General features: G+C 69.3%; 20 protein-coding genes. 10 read left to right on the top strand and 10 right to left on the bottom strand.

What is annotated here, in order from left to right:
* The first annotated feature begins 5 nt into the window (after positions 1 to 5).
* The 4 genes from hpaE to GB932_RS11825 are packed head-to-tail and all read left to right on the top strand — an operon-like array spanning position 6 to position 4,272.
* Entirely contained in the window at positions 6 to 1,508 is a 1,503-nt protein-coding gene (gene hpaE / locus GB932_RS11840; protein ID WP_156760904.1) for a 5-carboxymethyl-2-hydroxymuconate semialdehyde dehydrogenase, read from the top strand.
* Between the two features lie 30 nt (positions 1,509 to 1,538).
* On the top strand, positions 1,539 to 2,717 hold the full coding sequence (hpaD, locus tag GB932_RS11835; RefSeq protein WP_156760903.1) for a 3,4-dihydroxyphenylacetate 2,3-dioxygenase: 1,179 nt from the start codon (positions 1,539 to 1,541) through the stop codon (positions 2,715 to 2,717).
* A 5-nt stretch (positions 2,718 to 2,722) separates the two neighbouring features.
* Complete coding sequence (gene hpaH, locus GB932_RS11830) at positions 2,723 to 3,508, top strand: 2-oxo-hept-4-ene-1,7-dioate hydratase (RefSeq protein WP_156760902.1); 786 nt, start codon at positions 2,723 to 2,725, stop codon at positions 3,506 to 3,508.
* A complete protein-coding gene (locus GB932_RS11825) occupies positions 3,493 to 4,272 on the top strand; it encodes an HpcH/HpaI aldolase family protein (protein ID WP_156760901.1) in 780 nt (259 codons plus the stop codon). The genes hpaH and GB932_RS11825 overlap by 16 nt, the downstream gene beginning before the upstream one ends.
* Before the next feature lie 87 nt (positions 4,273 to 4,359).
* On the opposite strand, the gene GB932_RS11820 is transcribed toward GB932_RS11825, so the two are convergent.
* The 3 genes from GB932_RS11820 to GB932_RS11810 are packed head-to-tail and all read right to left on the bottom strand — an operon-like array spanning position 4,360 to position 8,687.
* Positions 4,360 to 5,721 (bottom strand): NAD-dependent succinate-semialdehyde dehydrogenase, encoded by a 1,362-nt coding sequence (locus GB932_RS11820; protein WP_156760900.1) that lies wholly within the window; start codon positions 5,719 to 5,721, stop codon positions 4,360 to 4,362.
* Positions 5,718 to 7,286, bottom strand: a complete 1,569-nt coding sequence (locus tag GB932_RS11815; protein WP_156760899.1) for an APC family permease — start codon at positions 7,284 to 7,286, stop codon at positions 5,718 to 5,720. The genes GB932_RS11820 and GB932_RS11815 overlap by 4 nt, the downstream gene beginning before the upstream one ends.
* A gap of 42 nt (positions 7,287 to 7,328) precedes the next feature.
* Entirely contained in the window at positions 7,329 to 8,687 is a 1,359-nt protein-coding gene (locus tag GB932_RS11810) for a flavin monoamine oxidase family protein (RefSeq protein WP_156760898.1), read from the bottom strand.
* 173 nt (positions 8,688 to 8,860) lie between these two features.
* Here GB932_RS11810 and GB932_RS11805 point away from each other — a divergent pair, with 173 nt between their 5' ends.
* Positions 8,861 to 9,328: an Lrp/AsnC family transcriptional regulator gene (locus GB932_RS11805; protein ID WP_156760897.1), complete on the top strand. Its 468-nt coding sequence runs from the start codon at positions 8,861 to 8,863 to the stop codon at positions 9,326 to 9,328.
* A gap of 13 nt (positions 9,329 to 9,341) precedes the next feature.
* On the opposite strand, the gene GB932_RS11800 is transcribed toward GB932_RS11805, so the two are convergent.
* The 7 genes from GB932_RS11800 to GB932_RS11770 all read right to left on the bottom strand — a co-directional run bounded on the left by GB932_RS11800 (position 9,342) and on the right by GB932_RS11770 (position 17,526).
* Positions 9,342 to 10,472, bottom strand: coding sequence for an adenosine deaminase (locus GB932_RS11800; protein WP_156760896.1), 1,131 nt, complete (start codon positions 10,470 to 10,472; stop codon positions 9,342 to 9,344).
* A gap of 23 nt (positions 10,473 to 10,495) precedes the next feature.
* Positions 10,496 to 11,785 carry a thymidine phosphorylase gene (locus GB932_RS11795; protein ID WP_156760895.1) on the bottom strand — a complete coding sequence of 430 codons (1,290 nt, stop codon included), beginning with the start codon at positions 11,783 to 11,785 and terminating at the stop codon, positions 10,496 to 10,498.
* A gap of 34 nt (positions 11,786 to 11,819) precedes the next feature.
* A complete protein-coding gene (locus GB932_RS11790) occupies positions 11,820 to 12,221 on the bottom strand; it encodes a cytidine deaminase (protein ID WP_156760894.1) in 402 nt (133 codons plus the stop codon).
* Between the two features lie 7 nt (positions 12,222 to 12,228).
* Positions 12,229 to 13,527, bottom strand: a complete 1,299-nt coding sequence (locus GB932_RS11785) for an ABC transporter permease (RefSeq protein ID WP_156760893.1) — start codon at positions 13,525 to 13,527, stop codon at positions 12,229 to 12,231.
* Entirely contained in the window at positions 13,524 to 14,708 is a 1,185-nt protein-coding gene (locus GB932_RS11780; protein WP_156760967.1) for an ABC transporter permease, read from the bottom strand. Before GB932_RS11780 ends, GB932_RS11785 begins: the two co-directional genes overlap by 4 nt.
* A 56-nt stretch (positions 14,709 to 14,764) precedes the next feature.
* Entirely contained in the window at positions 14,765 to 16,279 is a 1,515-nt protein-coding gene (locus GB932_RS11775) for an ABC transporter ATP-binding protein (protein WP_156760892.1), read from the bottom strand.
* Positions 16,280 to 16,419: 140 nt separating this feature from the next.
* Entirely contained in the window at positions 16,420 to 17,526 is a 1,107-nt protein-coding gene (locus GB932_RS11770; RefSeq protein WP_156760966.1) for a BMP family lipoprotein, read from the bottom strand.
* 272 nt (positions 17,527 to 17,798) lie between these two features.
* Between GB932_RS11770 and GB932_RS11765 the strand changes: the two genes are divergently transcribed.
* The 5 genes from GB932_RS11765 (at position 17,799) to GB932_RS11745 (ending at position 23,384) form a co-directional block, all read left to right on the top strand.
* Positions 17,799 to 19,775 (top strand): primary-amine oxidase, encoded by a 1,977-nt coding sequence (locus GB932_RS11765; protein ID WP_197517455.1) that lies wholly within the window; start codon positions 17,799 to 17,801, stop codon positions 19,773 to 19,775.
* A gap of 86 nt (positions 19,776 to 19,861) precedes the next feature.
* Entirely contained in the window at positions 19,862 to 20,866 is a 1,005-nt protein-coding gene (locus GB932_RS11760) for an AraC-like ligand-binding domain-containing protein (protein WP_438616715.1), read from the top strand.
* Between the two features lie 98 nt (positions 20,867 to 20,964).
* The gene (locus GB932_RS11755) at positions 20,965 to 21,765 is read left to right on the top strand and encodes a MoaF C-terminal domain-containing protein (RefSeq protein ID WP_156760890.1); all 801 of its coding nucleotides are present in this window, start codon (positions 20,965 to 20,967) and stop codon (positions 21,763 to 21,765) included.
* Between the two features lie 6 nt (positions 21,766 to 21,771).
* Positions 21,772 to 22,167 (top strand): nuclear transport factor 2 family protein, encoded by a 396-nt coding sequence (locus GB932_RS11750; protein ID WP_156760889.1) that lies wholly within the window; start codon positions 21,772 to 21,774, stop codon positions 22,165 to 22,167.
* A gap of 56 nt (positions 22,168 to 22,223) precedes the next feature.
* Positions 22,224 to 23,384: an ABC transporter substrate-binding protein gene (locus tag GB932_RS11745; RefSeq protein ID WP_156760888.1), complete on the top strand. Its 1,161-nt coding sequence runs from the start codon at positions 22,224 to 22,226 to the stop codon at positions 23,382 to 23,384.
* Positions 23,385 to 23,390: the final 6 nt, after the last annotated feature.

Here is a 23,390-nt window from a genome sequence, read left to right as displayed (position 1 = left end):
GACAGATGACCGACCACCAGCGATCGCTGCCCCAGGACCTGCCCGAGCGGATCCGTCACTACATCGGCGGCGCGTTCGTCGATTCGATCGACGGCGACACCTTCGACGTGCTGGACCCCGTGACGAACAGCACCTACATCCAGGCCTCGGCCGGCAAGAAGGCCGACATCGACGCCGCCGTCGCGGCCGCGAAGGAGGCGTTCGACTCCGGCCCCTGGCCGCGGATGCTGCCGCGTGAGCGCTCGCGCGTGCTGCACCGGATCGCCGACATCGTGGAGTCGCGCGACCACCAGCTCGCCGAGATGGAGTCGTTCGACTCGGGCCTGCCGATCACGCAGGCGAAGGGCCAGGCGCGCCGCGCCGCCGAGAACTTCCGCTTCTTCGCCGACCTGATCGTGGCGCAGGCCGATGACACCTTCAAGGTGCCGGGTCGGCAGATCAACTACGTCAACCGCAAGCCGATCGGCGTCGCGGGGCTCATCACGCCGTGGAACACGCCGTTCATGCTCGAGTCGTGGAAGCTCGGTCCCGCGATCGCGACGGGCAACACCGTCGTGCTGAAGCCCGCCGAGTTCACGCCGCTCTCGGCGCAGCTGTGGGCGGGGATCTTCGAGGAGGCCGGGCTGCCCGAGGGCGTATTCAACCTCGTCAACGGCCTCGGGGAGGACGCGGGCGATGCGCTCGTGAAGCACCCCGACGTGCCCCTGATCTCGTTCACGGGCGAATCGAAGACTGGCGAGCTGATCTTCGCGAACGCCGCCCCGTACCTCAAGGGCCTGTCGATGGAGCTCGGCGGCAAGTCGCCGGCGATCGTGTTCGACGACGCCGACCTCGACGCCGCGATCGACGCGACGATCTTCGGCGTCTTCTCGCTCAACGGCGAACGCTGCACGGCAGGATCCCGGATCCTCGTGCAGCGGGACGTGTACGACGAGTTCGTCGAGCGCTACGCCGCCCAGGCGAAGCGCGTGAGGGTGGGCTTCCCCGACGACCCTGCGACCGAGGTCGGCGCGCTCGTGCACCCCGAGCACTATGACAAGGTCATGAGCTACGTCGAGATCGGCAAGGGCGAGGGGCGCCTCGTCGCCGGCGGCGGCCGCCCCGACGGCTTCGACGAGGGCAACTTCGTCGCCCCGACCGTCTTCGCCGACGTCTCCCCCGACGCCCGGATCTTCCAGGAGGAGATCTTCGGCCCCGTCGTCGCGATCACTCCGTTCGACACCGACGAGGAGGCGCTCGCGCTCGCGAACGACACGCGCTATGGGCTCGCCGCCTACCTCTGGACGAACGACCTGAAGCGCGCGCACAACTTCTCGCAGGCGATCGAGGCCGGCATGGTGTGGCTGAACTCGAACAACGTCCGCGATCTGCGCACCCCCTTCGGCGGAGTGAAGGCCTCGGGCCTCGGCCACGAGGGCGGATACCGTTCGATCGACTTCTACACCGACCAGCAGGCCGTGCACATCACCCTCGGCAAGGTGCACAACCCGAGCTTCGGCAAGGCCTGAGACCACCCGACGAGAGCAAGGACGCTGATCATGACCGCCGATACCCCGCAGACCGACCGCCGCGGCACGAAGACCTCCTCGGGCTTCTTCGTGTCCCAGGAGGCCCCCATCGAGGCACGCGATGCCGTGGCGACCCCCGCGTCGCCCGCGCCCGATATCCTCCGCTGCGCATACATGGATCTCGTCGTCACCGATCTCGCGGCATCCCGCGAGTTCTACGTCGACATCCTCGGCCTCCACGTCACGGAGGAGGACGACGACGCCATCTACCTCCGCTCAACGGAGGAGTTCATCCATCACAACCTGGTGCTGCGCACCGGCCCCGTCGCCGCCGTCGCGGCATTCTCCTACCGGGTGCGGACGCCGGAGGACCTCGACAGGGCCGTCGCGTTCTACACGGAGCTCGGCTGCCGCGTCGAGCGCCGCGAGGACGGCTTCACGAAGGGCATCGGCGACTCGGTGCGCGTCGAGGATCCGCTCGGCTTCCCGTACGAGTTCTTCTACACGACGAGCCACGTCGAACGGCTGAGCTGGCGCTACGACCGGCAGAGCCCCGGTGAGCTCGTGCGCCTCGACCACTTCAACCAGGTCACCCCCGACGTGCCGCGGGCCGTCCGCCACTACCAGGACCTCGGCTTCCGCGTCACGGAGGACATCCAGGACGAGGCGGGCACGGTGTACGCCGCGTGGATGCGCCGCAAGCCCACCGTGCACGATACGGCCGCGACCGGCGGCGACGGCCCCCGCATGCACCACGTGGCCTTCGCGACCCATGAGAAGCACAACATCCTCGCGATCTGCGACAAGCTCGGCGCGCTGCGTCGCAGCGACGCCATCGAGCGCGGACCGGGGCGTCACGGCGTCTCTAACGCCTTCTACCTGTACCTGCGCGATCCCGACGGCCACCGTGTCGAGGTCTACACGCAGGACTACTACACGGGCGACCCCGACAACCCCGTCATCACGTGGGACGTGCACGACAATCAGCGCCGCGACTTCTGGGGGAACCCCGTTGTGCCGAGCTGGTACACCGACGCGTCGCTCGTTCTCGATCTCGACGGAAACCCGCAGCCTGTCGTCGCCCGCACGGACGACAGCGAGATGGCCGTCACGATCGGGGCCGATGGGTTCTCGTACACGCGCGAGGAGGACGAGCGGGAGATGCCCGAGTGGAAGCAGGGCGAGTACAAGCTCGGACACCAGCTCTGACTGCCATGCTCACTCCCGAGAACGTCCAGACCCTCGCCGCGGAGCTCGCCGAGGCCGAGCGCACGCACGGCGTCATACCCCGCATCACCGCCCGTCATCCCGAGGCGACCGTCGAGGACGCGTACGCGATCCAGGGCGTGTGGCGCGATGCGCAGCTCGCCGCGGGCCGCCGCCTCGTCGGGCGCAAGATCGGCCTGACCTCGAAGGCGATGCAGCAGGCGACCGGCATCACCGAGCCCGACTACGGCGTCATGTTCGACGACACCGTCTGGTCGACCGGCGCGGTTCTCCCGTTCGAGAGGTTCAGCAATGTGCGCATCGAGGTCGAACTCGCGTTCCTGCTGAAGGAACCCCTCGAGGGGCCGGGCTGCACGCTGATCGACGTGCTGCGCGCCACCGAGTATGTCACCCCCGCGCTCGAGATCCTCAACTCGCACATCGAGCTGGAGGGACGTACGATCGTCGACACCATCAGCGACAACGCGGCCTATGGCGCGATGGTGACCGGCGGCGTTCCCACGCGCCCCGATCAGCTCGATCTCCGCTGGGTCTCGACCCTGCTGTATCGGAACGAGACGATCGAGGAGACCGGCGTCGCCGCCGGCGTCCTGGGCCACCCCGCGACGGGAGTCGCGTGGCTGGCCGACAAGTTCCACGAGCACGGGGCTCGTCTCGAGGCCGGCGAGATCATCCTCGCGGGCAGCTACACCCGGCCCATGTGGGTCGAGCGGGGCGACACGGTGTTCGCCGACTACGGGCCGATGGGAACCATCACATGCCGCTTCGACTGACCCCGACCCTGCGCCGCCTCCTGACCGACGCCGACCGCGCGCTCTTCGGCGGCTGGGTCTGCTCGGGCTCGCCCGTCATGGCGGAGATCATGGCGGGCTCCGGGCTCGACTGGCTGATGATCGACATGGAGCACGGGCCGAGCTCGCTCGAGAGCGTGCAGGTGCAGCTCCAGGTCGCCGCCGCCTATGACGTCGCGACCGTCGTGCGGGTGCCCGCGAACGACGCCGTGTGGATCAAGCAGGTGCTCGACCTCGGCGCTCGAACGATCATGGTGCCGATGGTCTCCACGGCGGCCGAGGCGGAGGCCGCGGTCGCGCATGCGTCGTACCCGCCCCGCGGACACCGCGGCGTCGGCAGCGCCCTCGCCCGATCGGGACGATGGAACCGCATCGAGGGTTACCTGCAGAACGCGTCAGAGCACGTCTCGGTGATCGTGCAGGTCGAGACGCTCGCCGGTGTCGACAACACCCGCGCGATCGCGGAGGTCGACGGCGTCGACGGCGTGTTCGTCGGCCCGAGCGACCTCGCCGCGTCGATGGGGCTCATCGGGCAGCAGACGCACCCGGACGTGACGGCGGCCGTCGCCCGGGCGTTCGCGGGCGTCCGCGCCGTGGGCACCCCCGTCGGCGTCAACGCCTTCGACCCTGACCAGGCGCGCCGCTACGCGGGCGAGGGCGCGAGCTTCCTGCTCGTCGGCGCCGATGTGACGCTCGCGGCCCGCGGCGCGGAGGCACTCGCGAAGGCGTTCATCGACGCGCCCTGACCGCGAGCGCACACAGATTCCGCGAGATCACACACCACTTCGTGTGATCTCGCGGATCTCTTGTACGTTCGCGCGGGTCGCGGCGCGTCACGCCACGCGGACGAGCTTCTTGTTGACGAACTCGTCCGCCGCGAGCAGGCCGAGCTCGCGCGAGGTGCCGCTGCGCTTGACGCCGCCGAACGGCAGCTCCGCGCTGTCGGCCAGCACGCAGTTGACGTAGACCATGCCCGCGTCGATCTGGTCCGCGACGCGCTGGGCCTGCTCCGGGTCGGTCGTGAAGACATATGAGCCGAGCCCGAAGGGCGTGTCGTTCGCGATGCGGACGGCCTCGTCCTCGTCGCCGACGCGGTAGACGACGCCGACGGGGCCGAACAGCTCCTCGCGATAGACGTCCATCTCGGGCGTGACGCCCGTCAGCACCGTCGCGGGGAAGAACGCCCCCTCGCGCGGGCCGCCGACGACGACGGTCGCCCCCTGCGCCACGGCGCGGTCGACCTGCTCCTCGAGGCGCTCCGCCGCCGCAAGCGACGACAGCGGGCCGAGCACCGTGTCCTCGGCCATGGGGTCGCCGAGCTTCGCCGCGCCCATCGCCGCCGCGAACTTCTCGACGAACGCATCATGCAGCTCGTCGATCACGAGGAAGCGCTTGGCGCCGTTGCAGGCCTGGCCGTTGTTGTCCAGGCGCGCGTCGACGGCGCTCTGCACCACCTGGTCCAGGTCGTCGGTCGACAGCACGAGGAAGGGGTCGGATCCGCCGAGCTCCAGCGCCACCTTCTTGAGGTGCTGCCCGGCGAGCGACGCGACGGCCGATCCGGCCCGCTCGGACCCCGTCACCGACACACCCTGCACGCGCGGATCCGCGATGATCGTCGCCGCCTGCTCGTTCGTCGCATAGACGTTGACATACCCGCCGGCCGGCAGCCCGGCGTCCGAGTAGATCTCCTCGAGGATCGCGGCCGATTCGGGGCACTGCGGCGCGTGCTTGAGGATGATCGTGTTCCCGTTGATGAGGTTCGGCGCCGCGAAGCGGGCCACCTGATAGGCGGGGAAGTTCCACGGCATGATGCCGAGCAGCACACCGAGCGGGGCGCGGCGCACGACACCCGTGCCCGAGCCGAGGATGTCGATCGGCTGATCCGCCGTGATCCGCTCCGCGTTGTCGGCATAGAACTCGACGATGTCGGCCGCGAAGTCGACCTCGCCTTCCGCCGCGGCGAGGGGCTTGCCCATCTCGCGGACGATCACCGCCGCGAGCTCGTCGCGGCGCTCGCGGTGCAGCTCGGCGATGCGGCGCACGACGCGCGCGCGGTCGGCGACGGACGTCAGCCGCCACGCGGCGTACCCGTCCTGTGCCGACGCGATCGCCTCCTGGATCTCGGGATCGGTCGCCGTCTCGTAGGTAGACACGGTCTGCCCCGTCGCGGGGTCGACGACTGCGTACTCGCTCATCGGTTCACCTTCTCGCTCTCTGCTGCGTGCACGGCAAGCACCTTGCCGCGGAAGAAGTCGGGCTGCCGGATCGCCATCACGATCATGATCGCGACGCCGATGCCGATGATCAGCACGCCGAGGAGCCCGACGATTCCGACCCCTCCGATGTTCTCACCCGAACCGTACGAGGGGTCGAGCGCATCGCGGATCGTCATGATGAACATCGCGAGGAGGATGATCCCGCCGACGAGCGGCGCGAGGAACCTGCTGAGGAACGCGCCCACGGAGTCGAACCACTGGCGGCGGAAGTACCACACGCAGGCGAAGGCCGTCAGGCCGTAGTAGAAGCAGACCATCATGCCGAGCGTGAGGATCGTGTCCCACAGCACGTTCTCGCTGATGAATCGCATGACCGCGTAGAAGCCGCCGGCGATGGCCACAGAGACCACGATCGCGAACGCGGGGGTCTTGTGCGTCGGGTTGACCGTGTCGAACCGCGCGGGGAGCGCCTTGAAGTGCCCCATCGCCAGCATCGTCCGGGCGGGGCCGATGATCGTCGACTGCAGCGACGAGACCGAGCTGAGCAGGACGGCGAGCGAGATGAGGAAGGCGAACGGGCCGAGGATCGAGTCGGCGAGCCCGAAGAACACGTTCTGGACGATCGCCCCGTTCAGGAGGCCGCCCTCGCCCTCGCCGACGCCCGCGTACATCATGAGCGCGACCGCGAGGAACAGGTACAGCACGCCGACGATCGACACCGTCAGCGTCGCGGCGCGGCCCGGGGTGCGGGTCGGGTTGGTGGTCTCCTCGTTCATCGTGAGGACGACGTCCCAGCCCCAGAAGATGAAGATCGACACCGACAGCCCCGCGACCACCGCGGAGAGCCCGCCGGCCGTGAACGGATCGAACCACGACAGCTCGAAGGGGATCGCGGTCGCGACGCCGCCCGAGACCGACTTGATGATCGCGATCGTCGCGAAGCCGAGCAGGATCGCGAGCTGGAACGCGACGAGCACGGTCTGGAAGACCTTCGACTCCTTCATGTCGCGGAAGGACAGGTACGCCGCTCCCGTCATGAACAGGAGGCACACCGCGACGTTGATGAACGGATTGAACGTGAGGTCGGCGATCGCGGGATCCCCCGCCAGCTGCGAGATCAGGAGGAAGAAGAAGTCGACCGCGACCGCCGCGAGGTTCGACAGGACGAGCACCGTCGCGATGACGAGCCCCCACGAGGCCATCCACCCGACCCACGGGCCGAAGGCGCGCGTCGCCCAGGTGAAGGTCGTGCCGGAGTCCGGCATCGCCTTGTTGAGCTCTCGGTACCCGAAGGCGACGAGGAGCATGGGGATGAACCCCAGCAGGATCACGGCCGGCGCGTGCGTGCCGACCTCGGCGGCCGCGGGCCCCAGCGAGATCGTGAACGTGTAGGCGGGGGCCACTGTCGAGACGCCGATGACCGTGGCGCCGAAGAGCCCCACTGCGCCGACGGCGAGCCCCTTGCGGGAGATGATCTCCGTGATGAGGCCTGGCTTTCCGGGATCGGCCACGGCCGTGGGGCTGTCTGCTGTCTTGTCGCTCATGTGTCTTCCTTGACGGTGAGGGCGGGGCGGCGTCGGCCGGCGTCAGGCGCCGAGCTCGGCGATCAGGGTGTTCGCGGTCAGGCGCCCCATGCGGATGGCGCCGTCGACGTGCTGGAATCCGGCGCCCGCGATGTCGCTGCAGGCGAAGTGGATCGGGCCGACGGGCGTGCGCACATCGGCCCCGTAGCGGTGCAGGCCGCCGAGGTCGAAGCTCGCGGCGTACGCGCCGCGGGTCCACTCCTCGGCGCCCCAGTCGCTCTCGTAGTAGACGATGGGGTCCTTCGCCTGAGGGCCGTAGTACGCGGCGAGCGAGTCGAGGATCCGCTCCCTGCGCTCCTCGGCCGACAGCTCGAACACGCCGTCCGCGTGGTGGTCGGAGACGAAGCCGACGAGCGTTCCGCGGTCGTCGCCGTGGTTCGTGTTGTCGTACGCCTCGTGGCAGATCTGGTACGGGCTGAACACGGTGCCGGACAGCCCGTCCTCGCGCCAGAACGGGCGATCGTAGACGGCGTGCACCTTGATGACGAAGCCCATCGAGAGGTGCTGGTGCATCTGGTGCTGGCGCCGCGGCAGCGGCGGATCGAAGGTGATGCGATTGTAGAGCACGGGCGCGTGTGCGAGCACGACGCGCTTCGCCCGCACGGTCATCCCGTCGCTTGTGACGACGACGCCGTCCGCGCCGTGCTCGATCCGCCGCACGGGCTGACCTAGGTGTACATCATCGCCGACGCGCTCCGCGAGGCCGTGCGAGACGGCCTGCATGCCCTGGACGATGCGCTTGTCGAGGATGAAGTCCGCGTCGACGAGGTTCGAGAAGCTGCCCGCGCTCGCGGCCATGAGCATCGCCTGCAGCGTCGAGAACGCGTGCGCCGGCTTCGTCAGCATCGCGGGCCCGATGTAGAGGGCGATGTTGTCGCGCGCCTCCTGGTCGTCGGTCTCGGCCGCGAGCCAGGCCTCGAACGAGATCCGGTCGAGCTCCTCCGCGCGCGGGTGTGCCCAGGGCCGCTCGGGATCGAGCTCGGCCGTGAGCGCGTCGAGCGTCGAGATGAGCCGCACGAGCTCCGCCTCGGTCTCGGGCGCGACGGGGAAGATGTCGCCCGTGAAGCGGGTCAGCTCACCCGCCTTCGAGATGTACAGGCTGTCGCCCTCGCGGTAGCGCGCGAACGTCTCGAGGCCGAGCTCGTCGAGCGTCTCGAGCAGCGCCTCCTGATCGGGCGACACCCACTGTCCGCCGATCTCGAGCATGGCGCCGTCGACGTCGTCCGTCCAGGTGCGGCCGCCCACGCGGTCGCGCGCCTCGAGCACGGCCACGGTGACGCCGCGCGCCGTGAGGTCTGCCGCCGCGCGCAGGCCGGTCGGTCCGGCCCCGACGATGACGACGTCGCGTGTGATCTCGGTCATGTGCATCTCCTTCGCATGCGGTCCGGCAGGACCTTCCCGCGAGCATAGGCGACATGAGACCCGATTGCAACGAAATCAGTTGTCCAACTCGTCTAGAACTACGGTTTTCGAAGGTATATGCTCCAAGTGTCGACGAAGTCGGCAGATCCGGCGAAGGATGGAAGAATCGCCTCATGACCTCGAAGCGCACCGCCCCGAGCCTCGACGACACGTCGAAGGCGATCATCGAGCTGCTGCAGACGGACGGACGGCGATCGTACTCCGAGATCGGCAAGAGCGTGGGCCTGAGCGAGGCCGCCGTGCGTCAGCGCGTACAGCGCCTGACCGAGTCGGGGGTCATGCAGATCGTCGCCGTGACCGACCCCGTGCAGATGGGATTCGCGCGGCAGGCGATGATCGGGATCCGCGTCTCCGGCGACGCGCGCGCCGTCGCCGACGCGCTCAGCGAGCTGCCGTTCGTGATCTACGTCGTCCTCACGGCGGGCTCGTTCGACATCATCGCCGAGGTGCTCTGCGAAGGCGACGACGAGCTCATCGAGATCCTGAACTCCGAGATCCGAGGGATCCCCGGCGTCGCCTCGACCGAGACCTTCCTCTACCTGCACCTGCGCAAGCAGCTCTACAGCTGGGGCACGCGCTGAGGCGCGCGACCCCTTAGCGGTCGAATCCCTCCGTGATGAGGTCGATCAGCTCCTCGCGCTGCTCGACGGGGAGGAACGTCGCCGCGGCGGCGTTGAGCTGGAACTGCAGCACGTCGTCGAGGTCGTAGTCGAACGCCTCGACGAGGATCGCGATCTCGCGCGTCAGGGTCGTGCGGCTCATGAGGCGGTTGTCGGTGTTGACCGTCACGCAGAACCCCAGCTGGTACAGCAGGTCGAACGGGTGGTCCTCGATCTGATCGCCCCACGCCGCGATCGCGCCGGTCCCGAGGTTCGAGCTCGGCGACAGCTCGAGCGCGACCTCGCGGTCGCGCACCCAGCGCGCGAGGTCGCCGAAGCGCACGTGCACCTCGTCGCCCTCGGACGAGGCCTCTTCGAGGTCCTCCGCGATCCGCACGCCGTGCCCGAGGCGCAGCGCGCGCCCGTCGAGCAGCGCGCTGCGGATCGAGTCGACGCCCGCCGCCTCGCCCGCGTGCAGCGTGACGGGGAAGAACTCTCGCGCCAGCAGGTCGAGCGCCTCTCGGTGCCGCGACGGCGGGAAGCCGTCCTCCGGCCCCGCGAGATCGAAGCCGACCACGCCGTCGTCGCGGAAGTCGAGGGCGAGCCGCGCGACCTCGGCGGACCGGTCGCCCTGCCGCATGGCCGAGAGGATCTGATTCACCCGGATGGAGTGGCCGGCCTCGTCCGCGCCGTCCTCACCCTGGTCGAGACCGTCCTGCACCGCCTGCACGGCCTCTTCGAGCGTGAGCCCGGCGTCCGTGTGCTGCTCGGGCGCCCAGCGCACCTCGCCGTAGACGACGCCGTCGTTCGCCAGGTCCTCGACGAACTCGCGCGCGATCCGGGTGAGGGCGTCGGCCGACTGCATCACCGCGATCGTCAGCTCGAAGGTCTTCAGGTACTCGACGAGCGAGTCGGACGCCGCCTGCTCCGCGAACCACTCGGCGAGGCCGCGCGCATCCGCGGCGGGGAGCTCGATGTCGGCCTCGCGCGCGAGCTCCCATACGGTCGACGCCCGCACGCCGCCGTCGAGGTGGTCATGCAGCGACACCTTGGGGAGGCTGCGGATCGGCACGCCGCCGACGTGCGCCTCGCGGCGGGGTGAGCGGGACCTCTGCGGACGAGCCATGCGATTCTCCTGACGGCGGCCGGTCATCCGGCGGTGATGCGGTCGCGCACGATCGGTGCGGCCCCGGGTGCAGTATCGCCGATCTCGTACGCGCCCGCCAGGGCGTCGAGGGCCCGCTCGAAGCGGCCCGCGTCGTCGGCGTTCAGCGTGAGCAGCGGCTGCCCCGCGCGCACTCGATCGCCGGGCTTCGCGTGCAGGTCGATCCCCGCGGCGTGGACGACCGGATCCTGCGCCCGCGCGCGGCCCGCGCCGAGGCGCCACGCGGCGAGCCCGACGGCGAACGCGTCGAGCGACTGCAGGACGCCGTCGCGTTCCGCGGTGACGACGTGCGTCTCGCGGGGCACCGGCAGGCTCGCGTCCGGATCGCCGTCCTGCGCGCGGATCATCCGCCGCCAGGCGTCCATCGCGCGCCCATCGGCGAGCGCGTCCGCGGGATCCCCGTCGACGCCCGCCATGCGGAGCATCTCGCGGGCGAGCGCGACCGTCAGCTCGACGACGTCGGCAGGGCCGCCGCCCGCGAGCACCTCGATCGACTCGCGCACCTCGTTCGCGTTGCCCACCGTCAGGCCGAGAGGCGTCGACATGTCGGTGAGGAGCGCCGTCGTCTTCACACCGGAGTCGGTTCCGAGCGCCACCATCGTCTCGGCGAGCTCGCGGGCGCGCGACTCGTCCTTCATGAAGGCGCCGGATCCGAACTTCACGTCGAGCACGAGCGACTCGGTGCCCTCGGCGATCTTCTTCGACATGATGCTCGACGCGATCAGGGGGATCGCCTCGACGGTGCCGGTGACGTCGCGCAGCGCGTACAGGCGCTTGTCAGCCGGGGCGAGGCCCGACCCCGCCGCGCAGATGACCGCCCCGACGTCGCCGCGCAGCTGCGCGAACATCTCATCGTTGTCCAGAGCCGCGCGCCAGCCGGGGATCGACTCGAGCTTGTCGAGCGTGCCGCCCGTGTGGCCCAGGCCTCGCCCGGACAGCTGCGGCACGGCGACGCCGAAGCACGCCACGAGCGGCGCGAGCGGCAGGGTGATCTTGTCGCCCACTCCCCCCGTCGAGTGCTTGTCGGCGGTCGGCTTGCCGAGCCCGGCGAAGCTCATGCGCTCGCCCGACGCGATCATCGCGTCGGTCATGACGCGGATCTCGTCGCGGGTCATGCCGTTGAGCAGGACGGCCATGGTGAAGGCGGACATCTGCGCATCCGCGACGTAGTCGCGGGTGTAGGCGTCGATCAGCCAGCGGAGGGCCGGCTCGGGCACCGCCCCGCCATCGCGCTTGGTCCGGATCACATCGACGGCGTCGAAGGGCTCGGTCATCGGTCTCCTCAGAAGGTGTCTGTCATGCGGCCGGTCAGCCGGCCATGTGCTCGAGGTCGCGCGGCCCGAACGCGTCGGGCAGCACCTCGTCGATCGTGCGGATCCCCGAGACCGTCTCGAAGAGCATGCCCGGCAGGGCGTGCTCGTTGAGCAGCTGCCGGCAGCGCCCGCACGGCATGATCGTCTCGCCCGCGCCGTTGACGCAGACGAAGGCCACGAGGCGACCGCCGCCCGTCATCGCGAGGTTCGAGACGAGGCCGCACTCGGCGCACAGGCCGACGCCGTATGACGCGTTCTCGGTGTTGCAGCCGGCGACGACGCGCCCGTCCGAGACGAGCGCGGCGGCCCCGACGGGATAGTTCGAGTACGGCACATACGCCCGGCGCATGGCGTCGATCGCCGTCTCGCGCAGGCCGTCCCAGTCGATGTCCGTCATGGATCCCTCAGTTCTTGATGTACGGCTTGCCCGTGCCGGCCGGAGCCCGCGATCCGCCGACGAATCCGACGACGGCGAGGATCGTCACGAGGTACGGGAGCATGAGCATGAACTCGCTCGGAATGGGGGTGCCGAGCACGACGAGGAGACCCTGCAGCTGGTTCGCGAACCCGAACAGCAGGCCCGCGAGCGCGGCCCTGATGGGGTGCCACTGGCCGAAGATGACCGTCGCGAGGGCGATGAAGCCCAGGCCCGCGGTCATGTTCTCGCCGAACTGCGGCACCGACACGAGCGTGAAGTACGCGCCTCCCGCGCCGGCGATCGCGCCTCCGAGCGTGACGTTCCAGAAGCGCGTCGGGTTCACCTTGATACCGACGGTGTCCGCGGCCTGCGGGTGCTCGCCGACGGCGCGGAGGCGGAGGCCCCAGCGGGTGCGGAAGAGCCCCCACGCCACGAGCCCGACCGCGATGTACATGAAGTACACGATGAACGTCTGGTTGAACAGCACGGGGCCGATCACGGGGATCTCGCTCAGCACGGGGATCGGCCAGCTCGGGAATCGCGTCGCGCGGTTGAGCACGAGCTCGTTCGGCACGAGGACGATCCCGTACAGGAACGTCGTCAGGCCGAGGACGAGCACGTTCAGCACGACACCGACGATCACCTGCTCGACGACGTACTTGATCGAGAACACGGCCAGGACGAGCGCGACGAGCACGCCGCCGACCATGGCTCCCAGGAGGCCGATGAACGGGTTGTCGGTGATCGACGACAGCACGGCGGCGCTGAAGGCGCCGAGCAGGAGCTGGCCCTCGATCGCGACGTTGACGACGCCGACGCGCTCGCCGATCACGCCGCCGAGGCCGCCGAGCACGAGCGGGACCGAGAGCGAGAGCGCCCCCGACAGGAGGCTCACGACGGGGATGAGGCCGTCGGCCCCCGCCCAGGCGAGGAAGCCGAAGATCCCGAACGCCGCGAACGCGATCGGCACCCAGATGACCGTGCGCCGATAGGCGGCGCTGTCGACGACGGTCCACGCTGTGAGCGCGGCGAGGAGCGCGAGGCTGATGTACGCGGCCGGCATGGCCGGGACCGAGAGGTCGCCGAGCTGGATCGTCGACGGGCCGCCCGCGAGGCGGAACACCGCGATCCCCCCGCGCGGGACGAACAGGAACAGGAGGGCGAGGAGCACCGTGATGCTGCCCAGCGTGATCGGGAGCTTCCACTTCCGGGTGCGCACGTGCTGTCGCTCGACGGGCCCCTCGTCGGGCGTCGTCTGCGGATCGTGGACGACCTGGTCGCTCATCGCGCCACCGCCTTCTTCGCCATCTTGGCTCGGTTCTTCGCCTGGATCTCCTGTGCCGACTTGGGCAGGAAGAAGATCGTGCGCACGAGGGGCGGCGCCGCGACGAACAGCACGACGACGGCCTGGACGACGAGGACGATGTCGACGGGGATCCCCTCGGCGCCCTGCATCGCGTAGGAACCCGCCTTGAGCGCGCCGAAGAGGAGGCCCGCCGCGACGGTGCCGAACGCGCGGCTGCGCCCGAGCAGGGCCACCGTGATCGCATCGAAGCCGAAGCCGGCATCGATCGTGCTCGTGAACCCGCTCGTCACGGCGCCCTGGATCTGCTGCGCCGCGGCGAGCCCGGCGAGGCCGCCGGCGAAGAGCATCGCGTAGATGTAGATCCGCTTCACGTCGATCCCGGCCGCGCGCGCCGCGTGGCGGTTCTCGCCGACGGCGCGCATCCGCATGCCGAGCGTCGACCGCTCGAGCAGCCAGTAGACGAAGACGGCCGCGAGGAGCACGAACACGAAGCCCCAGTCGAGCGCCGGGAAGCGCGGGCCGAGCAGGCTCGGGAACACCGCCGACGACGGCGTCGGATCCGAGATCGGCTGGTTGCTGCCGGCCTTCTGCAGCACGCCCGCCGTCGACACCATCCACGTGACGAGGTAGACCGCCACGTAGTTCAGCATGATCGTGAGGATCACCTCGTGCGCCCCCGTGAGCGCCTTCAGGACGCCGACTATCCCCGCCCACACGGCGCCGCCGACGACGGCGCCCAGCATGGTCATGACGATCTGCAGGGGCCACGGCAGCCCCATCGGGAAGGTGATGAGGGCGGCGAAGGCGGCGCCGAAGATGATCTGGCCCTGGGCGCCGATGTTGAACATGCCGACGCGGAACGCGAGGGCGACGCCGAGGCCCGCGGCGATGAGCGGCGCCGAGTATCCGATCGAGTTCGTGAGCGAGCGGATCCCCGTGAGGAAGCCGTCCGCCGTGGTGTTGTAGATCGCGCCGCGGAACAGCGCGGCGTACCCGCCGCCGACGGAGTTCCAGAGCGCGACGAACGTGTCGCCCGGGCGCGCGAAGAAGTAACCGGCCGCGTCCCGCACCTCCTCGCTCGTGGCGGCGATGAGGATGCCGCCGACGACGAGCGCGACGACGAAGGCGAGGATCGTCGTGACGAGGCTGCCGCGCAGCATCTCGCGGATGATCTCGCTGCCGCGCGGAGCCTCGGCGGTCTGCTCTGTCTGCGCGCTCACTCGGCGCCCTCCTCGACGTCGGCGCCGGCCATCATGAGGCCGAGCGTGTCGCGCGGGGTGTCACCCGGCACGATGCCGACGATCTCCCCGCGGTACATGACTGCGATGCGGTCGGCGAGCGCGACGACCTCGTCGAGCTCGGTGGAGACCACGATGACGGCGAGCCCCTCGTCGCGCGCGGCGACGATGCGGCTGTGGATGAACTCGATCGATCCGACGTCGACGCCGCGCGTCGGCTGCGCCGCGATGAGCAGCTTGATGTCGCGGTTCATCTCGCGCGCGACGACGACCTTCTGCTGGTTCCCGCCCGACAGCGTGCCTGCGGCCGCGTGGGGACCCTGCGCGCGGATGTCGAACTCCTCGATGCGGGCGCGCGCGAAGTCGTCCATGGCGCCGCGCTGCAGCGTGCCGCCGCGGGAGAACTCGCCCGTGTCGGTGCGGTCGAGGATCAGGTTCTCCGAGATCGTCATGGAGCCGACGAGGCCCTCGATCATCCGGTCCTCCGGCACGAAGCCCACGCCGGCGTCGAGGATCCTGTGCACGCTGCGTCCCGTCAGCTCGGTCCCGCCGAGCCGGATCGAGCCGCTCACGTGCTCTTCGAGACCCATGAGCGCCTCGGTCAGCTCGGTCTGGCCGTTGCCCTGCACGCCGGCGATCGCGACGATCTCGCCGGGACGCACGTCGAAGCTGACGCCGTCGACCATCACCGCGCCGTGCTCGTCCCGGACGCGCAGATCGGTCACGCTGAGGCCGCCCTCCTGCGGCTGCGCGGGCGCCTTGTGCACGGTGAGCTCGACCGCACGCCCCACCATGAGGCTCGCGAGCTCCGCGTTCGTGGAGGTCGGGGACGCCTCTCCCACGACCGCTCCGCGACGGATGACGGTGATGCGGTCGGCGACCTCGCGCACCTCGCGCAGCTTGTGCGTGATGAAGACGATGCCCCTTCCCTCCTCGCGCAGCTGGCGCATCATCGCCATCAGCTCGTCCGTCTCCTGCGGCGTGAGCACGGCCGTGGGCTCATCGAAGACGAGCACCTCCGCGTCGCGCGCGAGGGCCTTGATGATCTCGACGCGCTGCTGCACCCCGACAGGGAGGTCTTCGACGATCGCGTCGGGATCGACGTGGAAGCCGAAGCGCTCGGCGATCCGCGTCACCTGCTCGCGCGCGTGCGCCAGGTCGAGGGCGCCGATCCGCGTCGTGTTCTCGTGGCCGAGGGCGACGTTCTCGGCGACCGTGAACACCGGAATGAGCATGAAGTGCTGGTGCACCATGCCGATGCCGGCAGCCATCGCGTCGCCGGGCCCGCGGAAGTGGCGCGCGGCGCCATCGATGACGATCTCGCCCTCGTCGGCCTGGTAGAGGCCGTAGAGGACGTTCATGAGCGTCGACTTGCCCGCGCCGTTCTCGCCGAGCAGCGCGTGGATCTCTCCCGGCTCGACGACGAGGTCGATGCGATCGTTGGCGACGAGGCTGCCGAACCGCTTGGTGATGCCGCGGAGCTCGAGCTTCATAGGGTCAACCTAACCTGAGGGCCTGCCACGAGGACAGAGGGGTCGGGGAAGGGCGACGCCACGCGCCGCTCGGGGCGACCGGATGGGGATCCGGTCGCCCCGAGGCGCGTGTGGCGGATGCCGTCAGCGCGCGATGCGCGTCACGGCGAGTTGGGCGAGTCGACCTCGATCTCGCCGGCGACGATCTGCTCCTGCAGCGCCGCGAGCTCGTCGGTCAGGCCGTCGGGGAGCTCGCCCTCGAAGTCGTGGAACTCCGACAGGCCCACGCCCTCGTTCTCGAGCGTGCCGACATACGGCGTGACGTCGAAGTCGGCGCCGGCCTCGGAGGCATCGACGGTCGCGTCGAACGTCGCCTGATCGATCGCCTTCATGATCGACACGAGGGTGAGGTCGGCGTTGTCCGGCTCCTTCACCGCGAGGTCGCTGTCGACGCCGAGCATGAGCGCGTCGGGGTACGACTCGCGGATCGCGGCGATCGCCGAGGTGTAGATCGGGCCGCCGACGGGCAGGATGACATCGGCGCCCTGCGAGAGCACCTGCTGCGCCGTCTGGCGCGCGGTGTCGTTCGCCTCGAAGCCGCCGGTGAACAGGCCGGACTGCTCCTCGGTGTCCCAGCCGATGACGTCGACGGAGGCGCCCTTGTCCTCGTTGTACCGCTCGACGCCGAGCTGGAAGCCGTCCATGAAGACCATGACCGACGGGATCTCTCCGCCGCCGAAGGTGCCGACCTTCTCGACACCCGTCTGCGCGGACCAGGCGGCGGAGGCGTACCCGCCGAGGTACGCGGCCTCAGCCGTGTTGAAGACGAGGGGGCGGATGTTCGGCGCGTCGGTCTCGCCGTCGAAGTCGCCATCAGCCCAGTCGTCGATGATCGCGTAGTTCACGTCGGGGTTCGCCGTCGCCGACTCGACGGTCGCCGCCGAGAGGTTGAAGCCGACCGAGACGATGAAGTCGCAGCCCTGCTGGACGAGCTGCTCGAGGTTGGGGCCGTAGTCGTTCGCGTTGGTCGACTCCATCTCGACGGGGGTCACGCCGAGCTCCTCCGCCGCTCGGTCCATGCCCTCCTTGGCCGACTGGTTGAACGAACGGTCGTTCCAACCGCCCTCGTCCGAGATGAGGCAGGGCAGGAAGTCGGGTGCCGCGTCGCCGCCTTCGGATCCGCCCGACTCCTCGGGGGCCGAACCGCAGCCTGCGAGGAGGATCGCGGCGCTCGCCGCTGCGATGCCGCTCATGGCCGCTCGCTTCATGATCTTGGTCACGCTGTCTCCTTCTGAGGGAAATAACCCCGCCACGCACGAACTCCAGGCGTTCGGCGCCCTCCGGGGCAATGTGCACACGCTACCCCCCACCCACTGCGCGATTCGACGTACGACGCGTGTCTGCAACGGGAAAGTTACATTCCCGCGGGTGCGCCGCACCCGCACCACGCTCACGAGAGCCCCCTTGCGCCCGACTTCCGCTCACCGTACGCTGACATGACGTTTATTGAGCAGTTGCTCGAAATAAAGTGAGGTCAACGATGCCCGACACATACGCACACGCCTGCTCGCCTGCCGTGGCGGAGCCGCACCCCCTCGATCCGCTGACGGCCGAGGAGATCGATGCCGCGCGCGCTGTTCTCGCGGGCGCCGGCCTGATGGAGGAGGGCGTCCGCGTGCCGATGCTCCTTCCCCACGAGCCCGCCAAGGCCGCACTCGCGGCGTGGCGGGAGGGCGATCCGATCGACCGCGCCGTCGAGGTCACACTGCTCGACACCCGGACCGGATCCGCGAGCGAAGCGATCGTGTCGATCACGCGCGGCGAGGTCGTCGAGCACCGCGTGCTCGAGAACGACCGCGAGCCGTACGGCCAGCCGCAGTATCTGTTCGAGGAGTATGAGCGCGCGGCCGAGATCGCCAAGGCGTCCGAGGCATGGCAGGCCGCCATGCGTCGCCGCGGGCTCGAAAACCGGATGGAACTCGCCTTCTGCGCTCCCCTGGCCCCCGGCTTCACGGGCCGGGCCGACGAGACCGGCCGCCGCGTCATCCGCTCGCTCACCTTCCTCCGTGACCACGAAGACGACTCCCCCTGGGCGCACCCGGCCGAGGGCCTCATCGTGCACATCGACCTCACCGCGGGAAGCGTCATCCGCGTCGAAGACGAGGGCGACGTCCCGGTGCCGCCCGGCAACGGGAACTACTCGGCCGATGCGGTCGGCCCCGCGCGCACGTCGCTCAAGCCGATCGAGATCACGCAGCCCGAGGGTCCGAGCTTCCGGGTCACGGGATCGCGTGTCGACTGGGAGAACTGGTCGCTGCGCGTCGACTTCAACGCCCGTGAGGGGCTCGTGCTGCACGATGTGCGCTTCGACGACCGCCCGGTTCTCCACCGCGCCAGCGTGCCCGAGATGGTCGTGCCGTACGGCGACACCTCGCCCACGCGATTCTGGATCAGCTACTTCGACGCCGGCGAGTACCTGCTCGGCAAGAACGCGAATCCGCTCGAGCTCGGATGCGACTGCCTCGGAGTGATCCACTACTTCGACGGCCACGTCGCCGACGATCGCGGCAACGGAGTGAAGATCCCGAACGCCGTGTGCATGCACGAGGAGGACTACGGCGTGCTGTGGAAGCACACCGATCTTCATGGCCGTTCCGAGGTGCGCCGATCGCGGCGATTGGTGATCTCGTACTTCTCGACGATCGGCAACTATGACTACGGCTTCTTCTGGTACCTCTACCTGGACGGCTCGATCCAGGTCGAGGCGAAGGCGACCGGCATCGTGTTCGCGGGCGCGGATGAGCCCGGCACCAGGCACCCCCATATGAGCGAGGTCGCGCCCTCCGTCTTCGCCCCCGTCCACCAGCACCTGTTCTGCGCCCGGCTCGATGTCGCGATCGACGGCCAGGAGGGCACTCTGCACGAGATCGACGCGAAGCGCATTCCGATGGGTGCGGACAACCCGTTCGGCAACGCCTTCACCTGGACCGAGACACCGCTCACGACCGAGCGTGAGGCGCAGCGTGTGGCCGACACCTCGGTCGCCCGCACGTGGGAGGTGCGCAGCACGACGCGACGCAATCACGTCGGGCGCGAGACCGCGTACCGCCTGATTCCGGAGCCGACGGCTCTGCTCATGGCGGATCCCGAGTCGTCGGTCGCCGCCCGTGCCGCCTTCGCGACGAAGCATCTGTGGGCGACCCGACACCGCGACGGCGAGACCTGGCCGTCGGGTCGCTACCCGAACGCGCACCAGGGCGGATCGGGCGTCCCCGCCTACAGCGCGGAGGACGCGTCGATCGACGGCGAGGACATGGTGCTCTGGCACACCTTCGGCTTCACGCACGTGCCTCGCCCCGAGGACTGGCCCATCATGCCGGTCGACTACACGGGCTTCTGGTTCAAGCCGCACGGCTTCCTCGACCGGAACCCGGCCCTCGACCTGCCGGAATCGTCGCAGGCGCATCGGACCGAGGAAGGGTGCTGCTCCGGCGGTTCCTGCTCCTGCACGCACTGATCGAGGGCGGGTGAGCCCAGCAGCCCGGAGCCTGCTAGGCTCACCCGCAGATCGTATACAATGCCGTCGCGATCACACCCGAGGTGATTCCCGTGTCAGATCAGTCCACGGAGACCGAAGCGGTCTCGACCATCGTTGCCTGCAACATCAGCGAGTTCCGCGCCGCCGTCTCCGATTCGTTCGTCCCGCTCCAGGTGGGAAGCGCCCACCCCGAGCGATTCCGCGGGGTGATCCGCGCCGCCGACATCGACGACGTCCACATCACCCATGTGCACGCGACCGACCATGAGGTCGTTCGCACACCGGACCTCATCGCCCGCGATGACCGCGCCTTCTTCAAGCTGAGCCTCATGCTGAGCGGATCCGGGCTGCTGATCCAGGACGGTCGCGAAGCGATCCTGCGCCCCGGCGATCTCGCGGTCTACGACACCAGCCGGCCCTACTCGCTCGAGTTCGGCCAGGAGTTCCGCACCATGGTGGTGATGTTCCCTCGTCAGATGCTGTCGCTCTCCTCCGAGTCGATCGGCGAGCTCACGGCCGTGCGCATCTCCGGATCCGAGGGACTGGGTGCCGTCGTCGCTCCCTTCCTCACGCAGATCGACGCGCATCTCGAAGAGCTGTCCGGGCCGACGGGGTCCCAGCTGATGCAGAGCGCGCTCGACCTCGTCGGCACCGTCTTCACGCGGGAGCTCGGTCTCGACAACACGGCGGATCCGCACACCCGACTCCTGCAGCGCATCCGCGGATACATCGACCGGAACCTCGGCTCCACCGAGCTCACGCCGGCGCACATCGCCAACGCGCACTTCATCTCGACGCGTCACCTGCACGGCCTCTTCCAGGCCGACGGTACGACGGTGTCGACCTGGATCCGGAAGCGGCGCCTCGAACGCTGCCGGCGCGATCTGATCGATCCTGCCCTTGCCGACCGCCCCGTCGCGGCCATCGCGGCGCGCTGGGGTTTCGTGGATGCGGCGCACTTCAGCCGCGCCTTCAAGGCCGCGTACGGAGACTCGCCGAGCAGAGTGCGCGCATCCGCGCAGGCGACCGCACACGTCGGCGTTGCCCCATCCGGCACGCCGATTGACTGACCGCGCGCGATCCCCCTTCCGCCCTTGTCGGCCTCCCGGCCGCGGCCACACGATGGCCGAGCAGCCCGCACCGGCGCGGGCTCCAGGGAGGATTCCGCATGTCCGACATCTCCGCACCCGATCCGGATGACTGGCGAACCTACGACGAGTTCGCCGCCGGAATCGATGCCTACCGGCTCCCGAACGCCTCGCTCCAGGGCACACGCCTGATCCTGTCGCTCGAGGATGGCGCTCGCCTCGATCTCGACTTCGGCGCCGACTCCGTCACCTGGACGGCCACGGGCGCGATCTCACAGTCCGAGCCCGCGAGCGATCCGTACGACGCGGTCCCCATCCGCCGCGACGTCACGTTCGTGAATCTGCCGCTGGAGAGCCGGGAACGAGAGTCGATCACCGTCGTGTTCTCCACCACGACTCATCGTGCCCTGGTGACGCGGTCACGCATCGCAGAGCACGACATCCCCGACACGCCTCGCGTGCACCAGGACTTCTGGGCCGGGGTGACCGACGGAGGCGAGCCAACAGGCGACGTACCCGCTCCGAGCCGCGATCTGATCGGCAAGCGCAACGTCTACCGCTACAGCCCGCACCATCTCTACGAGCATGTGTACATCTCGAGCCAGCGCTACGCGTGGCAGTGTGTCGAGGGCGTGCAGCGCGGCCACGGAGACATGGACATGTCGACCGTGTGGAAGTTCGCCGACGGGCTCTACCTGTTCTGCTTCCGGGAGTTCCGCATCGCGGTCGCGAGCGTGTGGCTTCACGACCTCGGCTACCAGCTGATGACGACCGGCATCTTCCTCGGCCTCAACGGCGAGGGGGAGGCCGAACATTCGACCGCCGGCGGACACATCTATCCGCTCGGCTCTGTCGACTACCCCGACGTCCAGCCGGTGTGAGACGCCATGACGAACGCAGACGTGATCAGGGCGCACTACGCCGCTTCCGACGCGGGCGACATCGACGGCATGGTCGCGCCGCTGTCACCGCACGTGACGTGGACCGAAGCCGCGGGCTTCCCCTACGCGGGAACGTACTCCGGGCCCGACGAGGTCGTGCGGAACGTCTTCGCGCGGATCGCCGAGGACTGGGACGCGTACCGGTTCACGGTCGACGAAGTGATCGACGGCGGCGACACCGTCGTCGGGATCGGCGCGTACTCCGGCACGTACCGCCTGACCGGACGCTTCTTCGAGGCGCGCGTCGCGCATGTCTGGCGCCTGAAGGACGGCGTCGTCACCGCATTCGAGCAGTTCACCGACACAGCGATGGTGCAGAAGGCGCTGCGCGGATCCGCGTAGTCCCTCCGTCATCGCATTTCTTCCGCGCCGGACGGCGCACACGAGAGGTGGATCACATGATCAGAAGCAGGATTCTCACCGCCACGGCGGCCATCGCCGCGACAGGGCTCGCGCTCGCGGGCTGCGCCGCCGGGGAGGGCGGGGACGACCCGATCGTCGTCGGCTCCGTCAACACGATCAGCGGCGCCGCGACCTTCCCCGAGGCGTCGGAGGCGGCCGAGGCCGTCTTCGACGCCGTCAACGAAGCGGGCGGCATCGACGGCCGGATGGTCGACTACCGAGCGCTCGACGACAAGGGCGACCCGGCGAGCGCCACTGCGGCCGCTCGCGAGCTCGTCGGCAGCGACGGCGCCGTCGCGATGGTGGGCTCTGCAAGCCTCATCGAGTGCGAGCTGAACGCCGACTACTACGCGCAGGAGGGCATCCTGTCGGTCCCGGGAATCGGCGTCGACACGGGGTGCTTCGAGAGCGAGAACATCTCCCCCGCCAACGTCGGCCCGTTCAACGACATGACGCTCACGCTCCTGTACGGATCCGAAGTCCTCGGCTTCGACGAGATCTGCGTTCTGCTCGAGATCGCCGGCTCCACGCGGCCCACCTATCAGGCTGCGATCGACAGATGGACCGAGATCACGGGTCAGGAACCGGCCTACATCGACGACACCGTTCCGTACGGGGCATCCGACTTCACGCCGTACATCGTCAAGGCCCGCGACGCAGGGTGCGAGGCGGTCGCGGTCAACCCCGTCGAACCGGATGCGATCGCGCAGGTCAAGGCAGCGAACGCGCAGGGGTGGGATGACGTGACGTGGCTCTATCTGACGAGCGTCTACAGCGAGAACTTCGCCGATGCCGTCGACGACGCCGGCGCGGGGATCTACGTGCCGGCCGAGTTCTATCCCTTCACGGAGGAGAGCGACATCAACGCCGACTGGCACGAGCTCATGTCGGAGAACGAGATTCCGCTCACGGCCTTCAGCCAAGGCGGGTACCTCGCCGCGACGTACTTCGTCGAGGTGCTCGAGGGCATCGAGGGCGACATCACGCGCGACTCCGTCGGGGAGGCGCTGCGTGGGATGGAACCGATCGAGAACCCGATGGTCGGTGACCCGTACGTGTTCGGCGAGGTGCCGACATCGGGCTGGCCGATCGTGCTGGAGAGCGGAACGAACACCTGGGAGCGCGCGGCCGACGACTGGCTGCGCATCCCCGAATGATCCGGG

The organism is Microbacterium karelineae (assembly GCF_009745985.1).
GTDB lineage: Bacteria > Actinomycetota > Actinomycetes > Actinomycetales > Microbacteriaceae > Microbacterium > Microbacterium karelineae.
The sequence above is the reverse complement of the archived record's forward strand: the minus strand, read 5'-3'. Positions and strand labels throughout refer to the sequence as shown.

Coding starts and splice junctions, on each gene's coding strand:
- GB932_RS11775 (WP_156760892.1), bottom strand. CDS start 16,279: ATGAAGCTCGAGCTCCGCGGCATCACCAAGCGGTTCGGCAGCCTCGTC.
- GB932_RS11770 (WP_156760966.1), bottom strand. CDS start 17,526: ATGAAGCGAGCGGCCATGAGCGGCATCGCAGCGGCGAGCGCCGCGATC.
- GB932_RS11795 (WP_156760895.1), bottom strand. CDS start 11,785: ATGACCGAGCCCTTCGACGCCGTCGATGTGATCCGGACCAAGCGCGAT.
- GB932_RS11790 (WP_156760894.1), bottom strand. CDS start 12,221: ATGACGGACATCGACTGGGACGGCCTGCGCGAGACGGCGATCGACGCC.
- GB932_RS11765 (WP_197517455.1), top strand. CDS start 17,799: ATGCCCGACACATACGCACACGCCTGCTCGCCTGCCGTGGCGGAGCCG.
- GB932_RS11825 (WP_156760901.1), top strand. CDS start 3,493: ATGCCGCTTCGACTGACCCCGACCCTGCGCCGCCTCCTGACCGACGCC.
- GB932_RS11805 (WP_156760897.1), top strand. CDS start 8,861: ATGACCTCGAAGCGCACCGCCCCGAGCCTCGACGACACGTCGAAGGCG.
- hpaH (WP_156760902.1), top strand. CDS start 2,723: ATGCTCACTCCCGAGAACGTCCAGACCCTCGCCGCGGAGCTCGCCGAG.
- hpaE (WP_156760904.1), top strand. CDS start 6: ATGACCGACCACCAGCGATCGCTGCCCCAGGACCTGCCCGAGCGGATC.
- GB932_RS11745 (WP_156760888.1), top strand. CDS start 22,224: ATGATCAGAAGCAGGATTCTCACCGCCACGGCGGCCATCGCCGCGACA.
- GB932_RS11800 (WP_156760896.1), bottom strand. CDS start 10,472: ATGGCTCGTCCGCAGAGGTCCCGCTCACCCCGCCGCGAGGCGCACGTC.
- GB932_RS11815 (WP_156760899.1), bottom strand. CDS start 7,286: ATGAGCGACAAGACAGCAGACAGCCCCACGGCCGTGGCCGATCCCGGA.
- GB932_RS11780 (WP_156760967.1), bottom strand. CDS start 14,708: ATGCTGCGCGGCAGCCTCGTCACGACGATCCTCGCCTTCGTCGTCGCG.
- GB932_RS11750 (WP_156760889.1), top strand. CDS start 21,772: ATGACGAACGCAGACGTGATCAGGGCGCACTACGCCGCTTCCGACGCG.
- GB932_RS11810 (WP_156760898.1), bottom strand. CDS start 8,687: ATGACCGAGATCACACGCGACGTCGTCATCGTCGGGGCCGGACCGACC.
- GB932_RS11785 (WP_156760893.1), bottom strand. CDS start 13,527: ATGAGCGACCAGGTCGTCCACGATCCGCAGACGACGCCCGACGAGGGG.
- GB932_RS11755 (WP_156760890.1), top strand. CDS start 20,965: ATGTCCGACATCTCCGCACCCGATCCGGATGACTGGCGAACCTACGAC.
- GB932_RS11820 (WP_156760900.1), bottom strand. CDS start 5,721: ATGAGCGAGTACGCAGTCGTCGACCCCGCGACGGGGCAGACCGTGTCT.
- hpaD (WP_156760903.1), top strand. CDS start 1,539: ATGACCGCCGATACCCCGCAGACCGACCGCCGCGGCACGAAGACCTCC.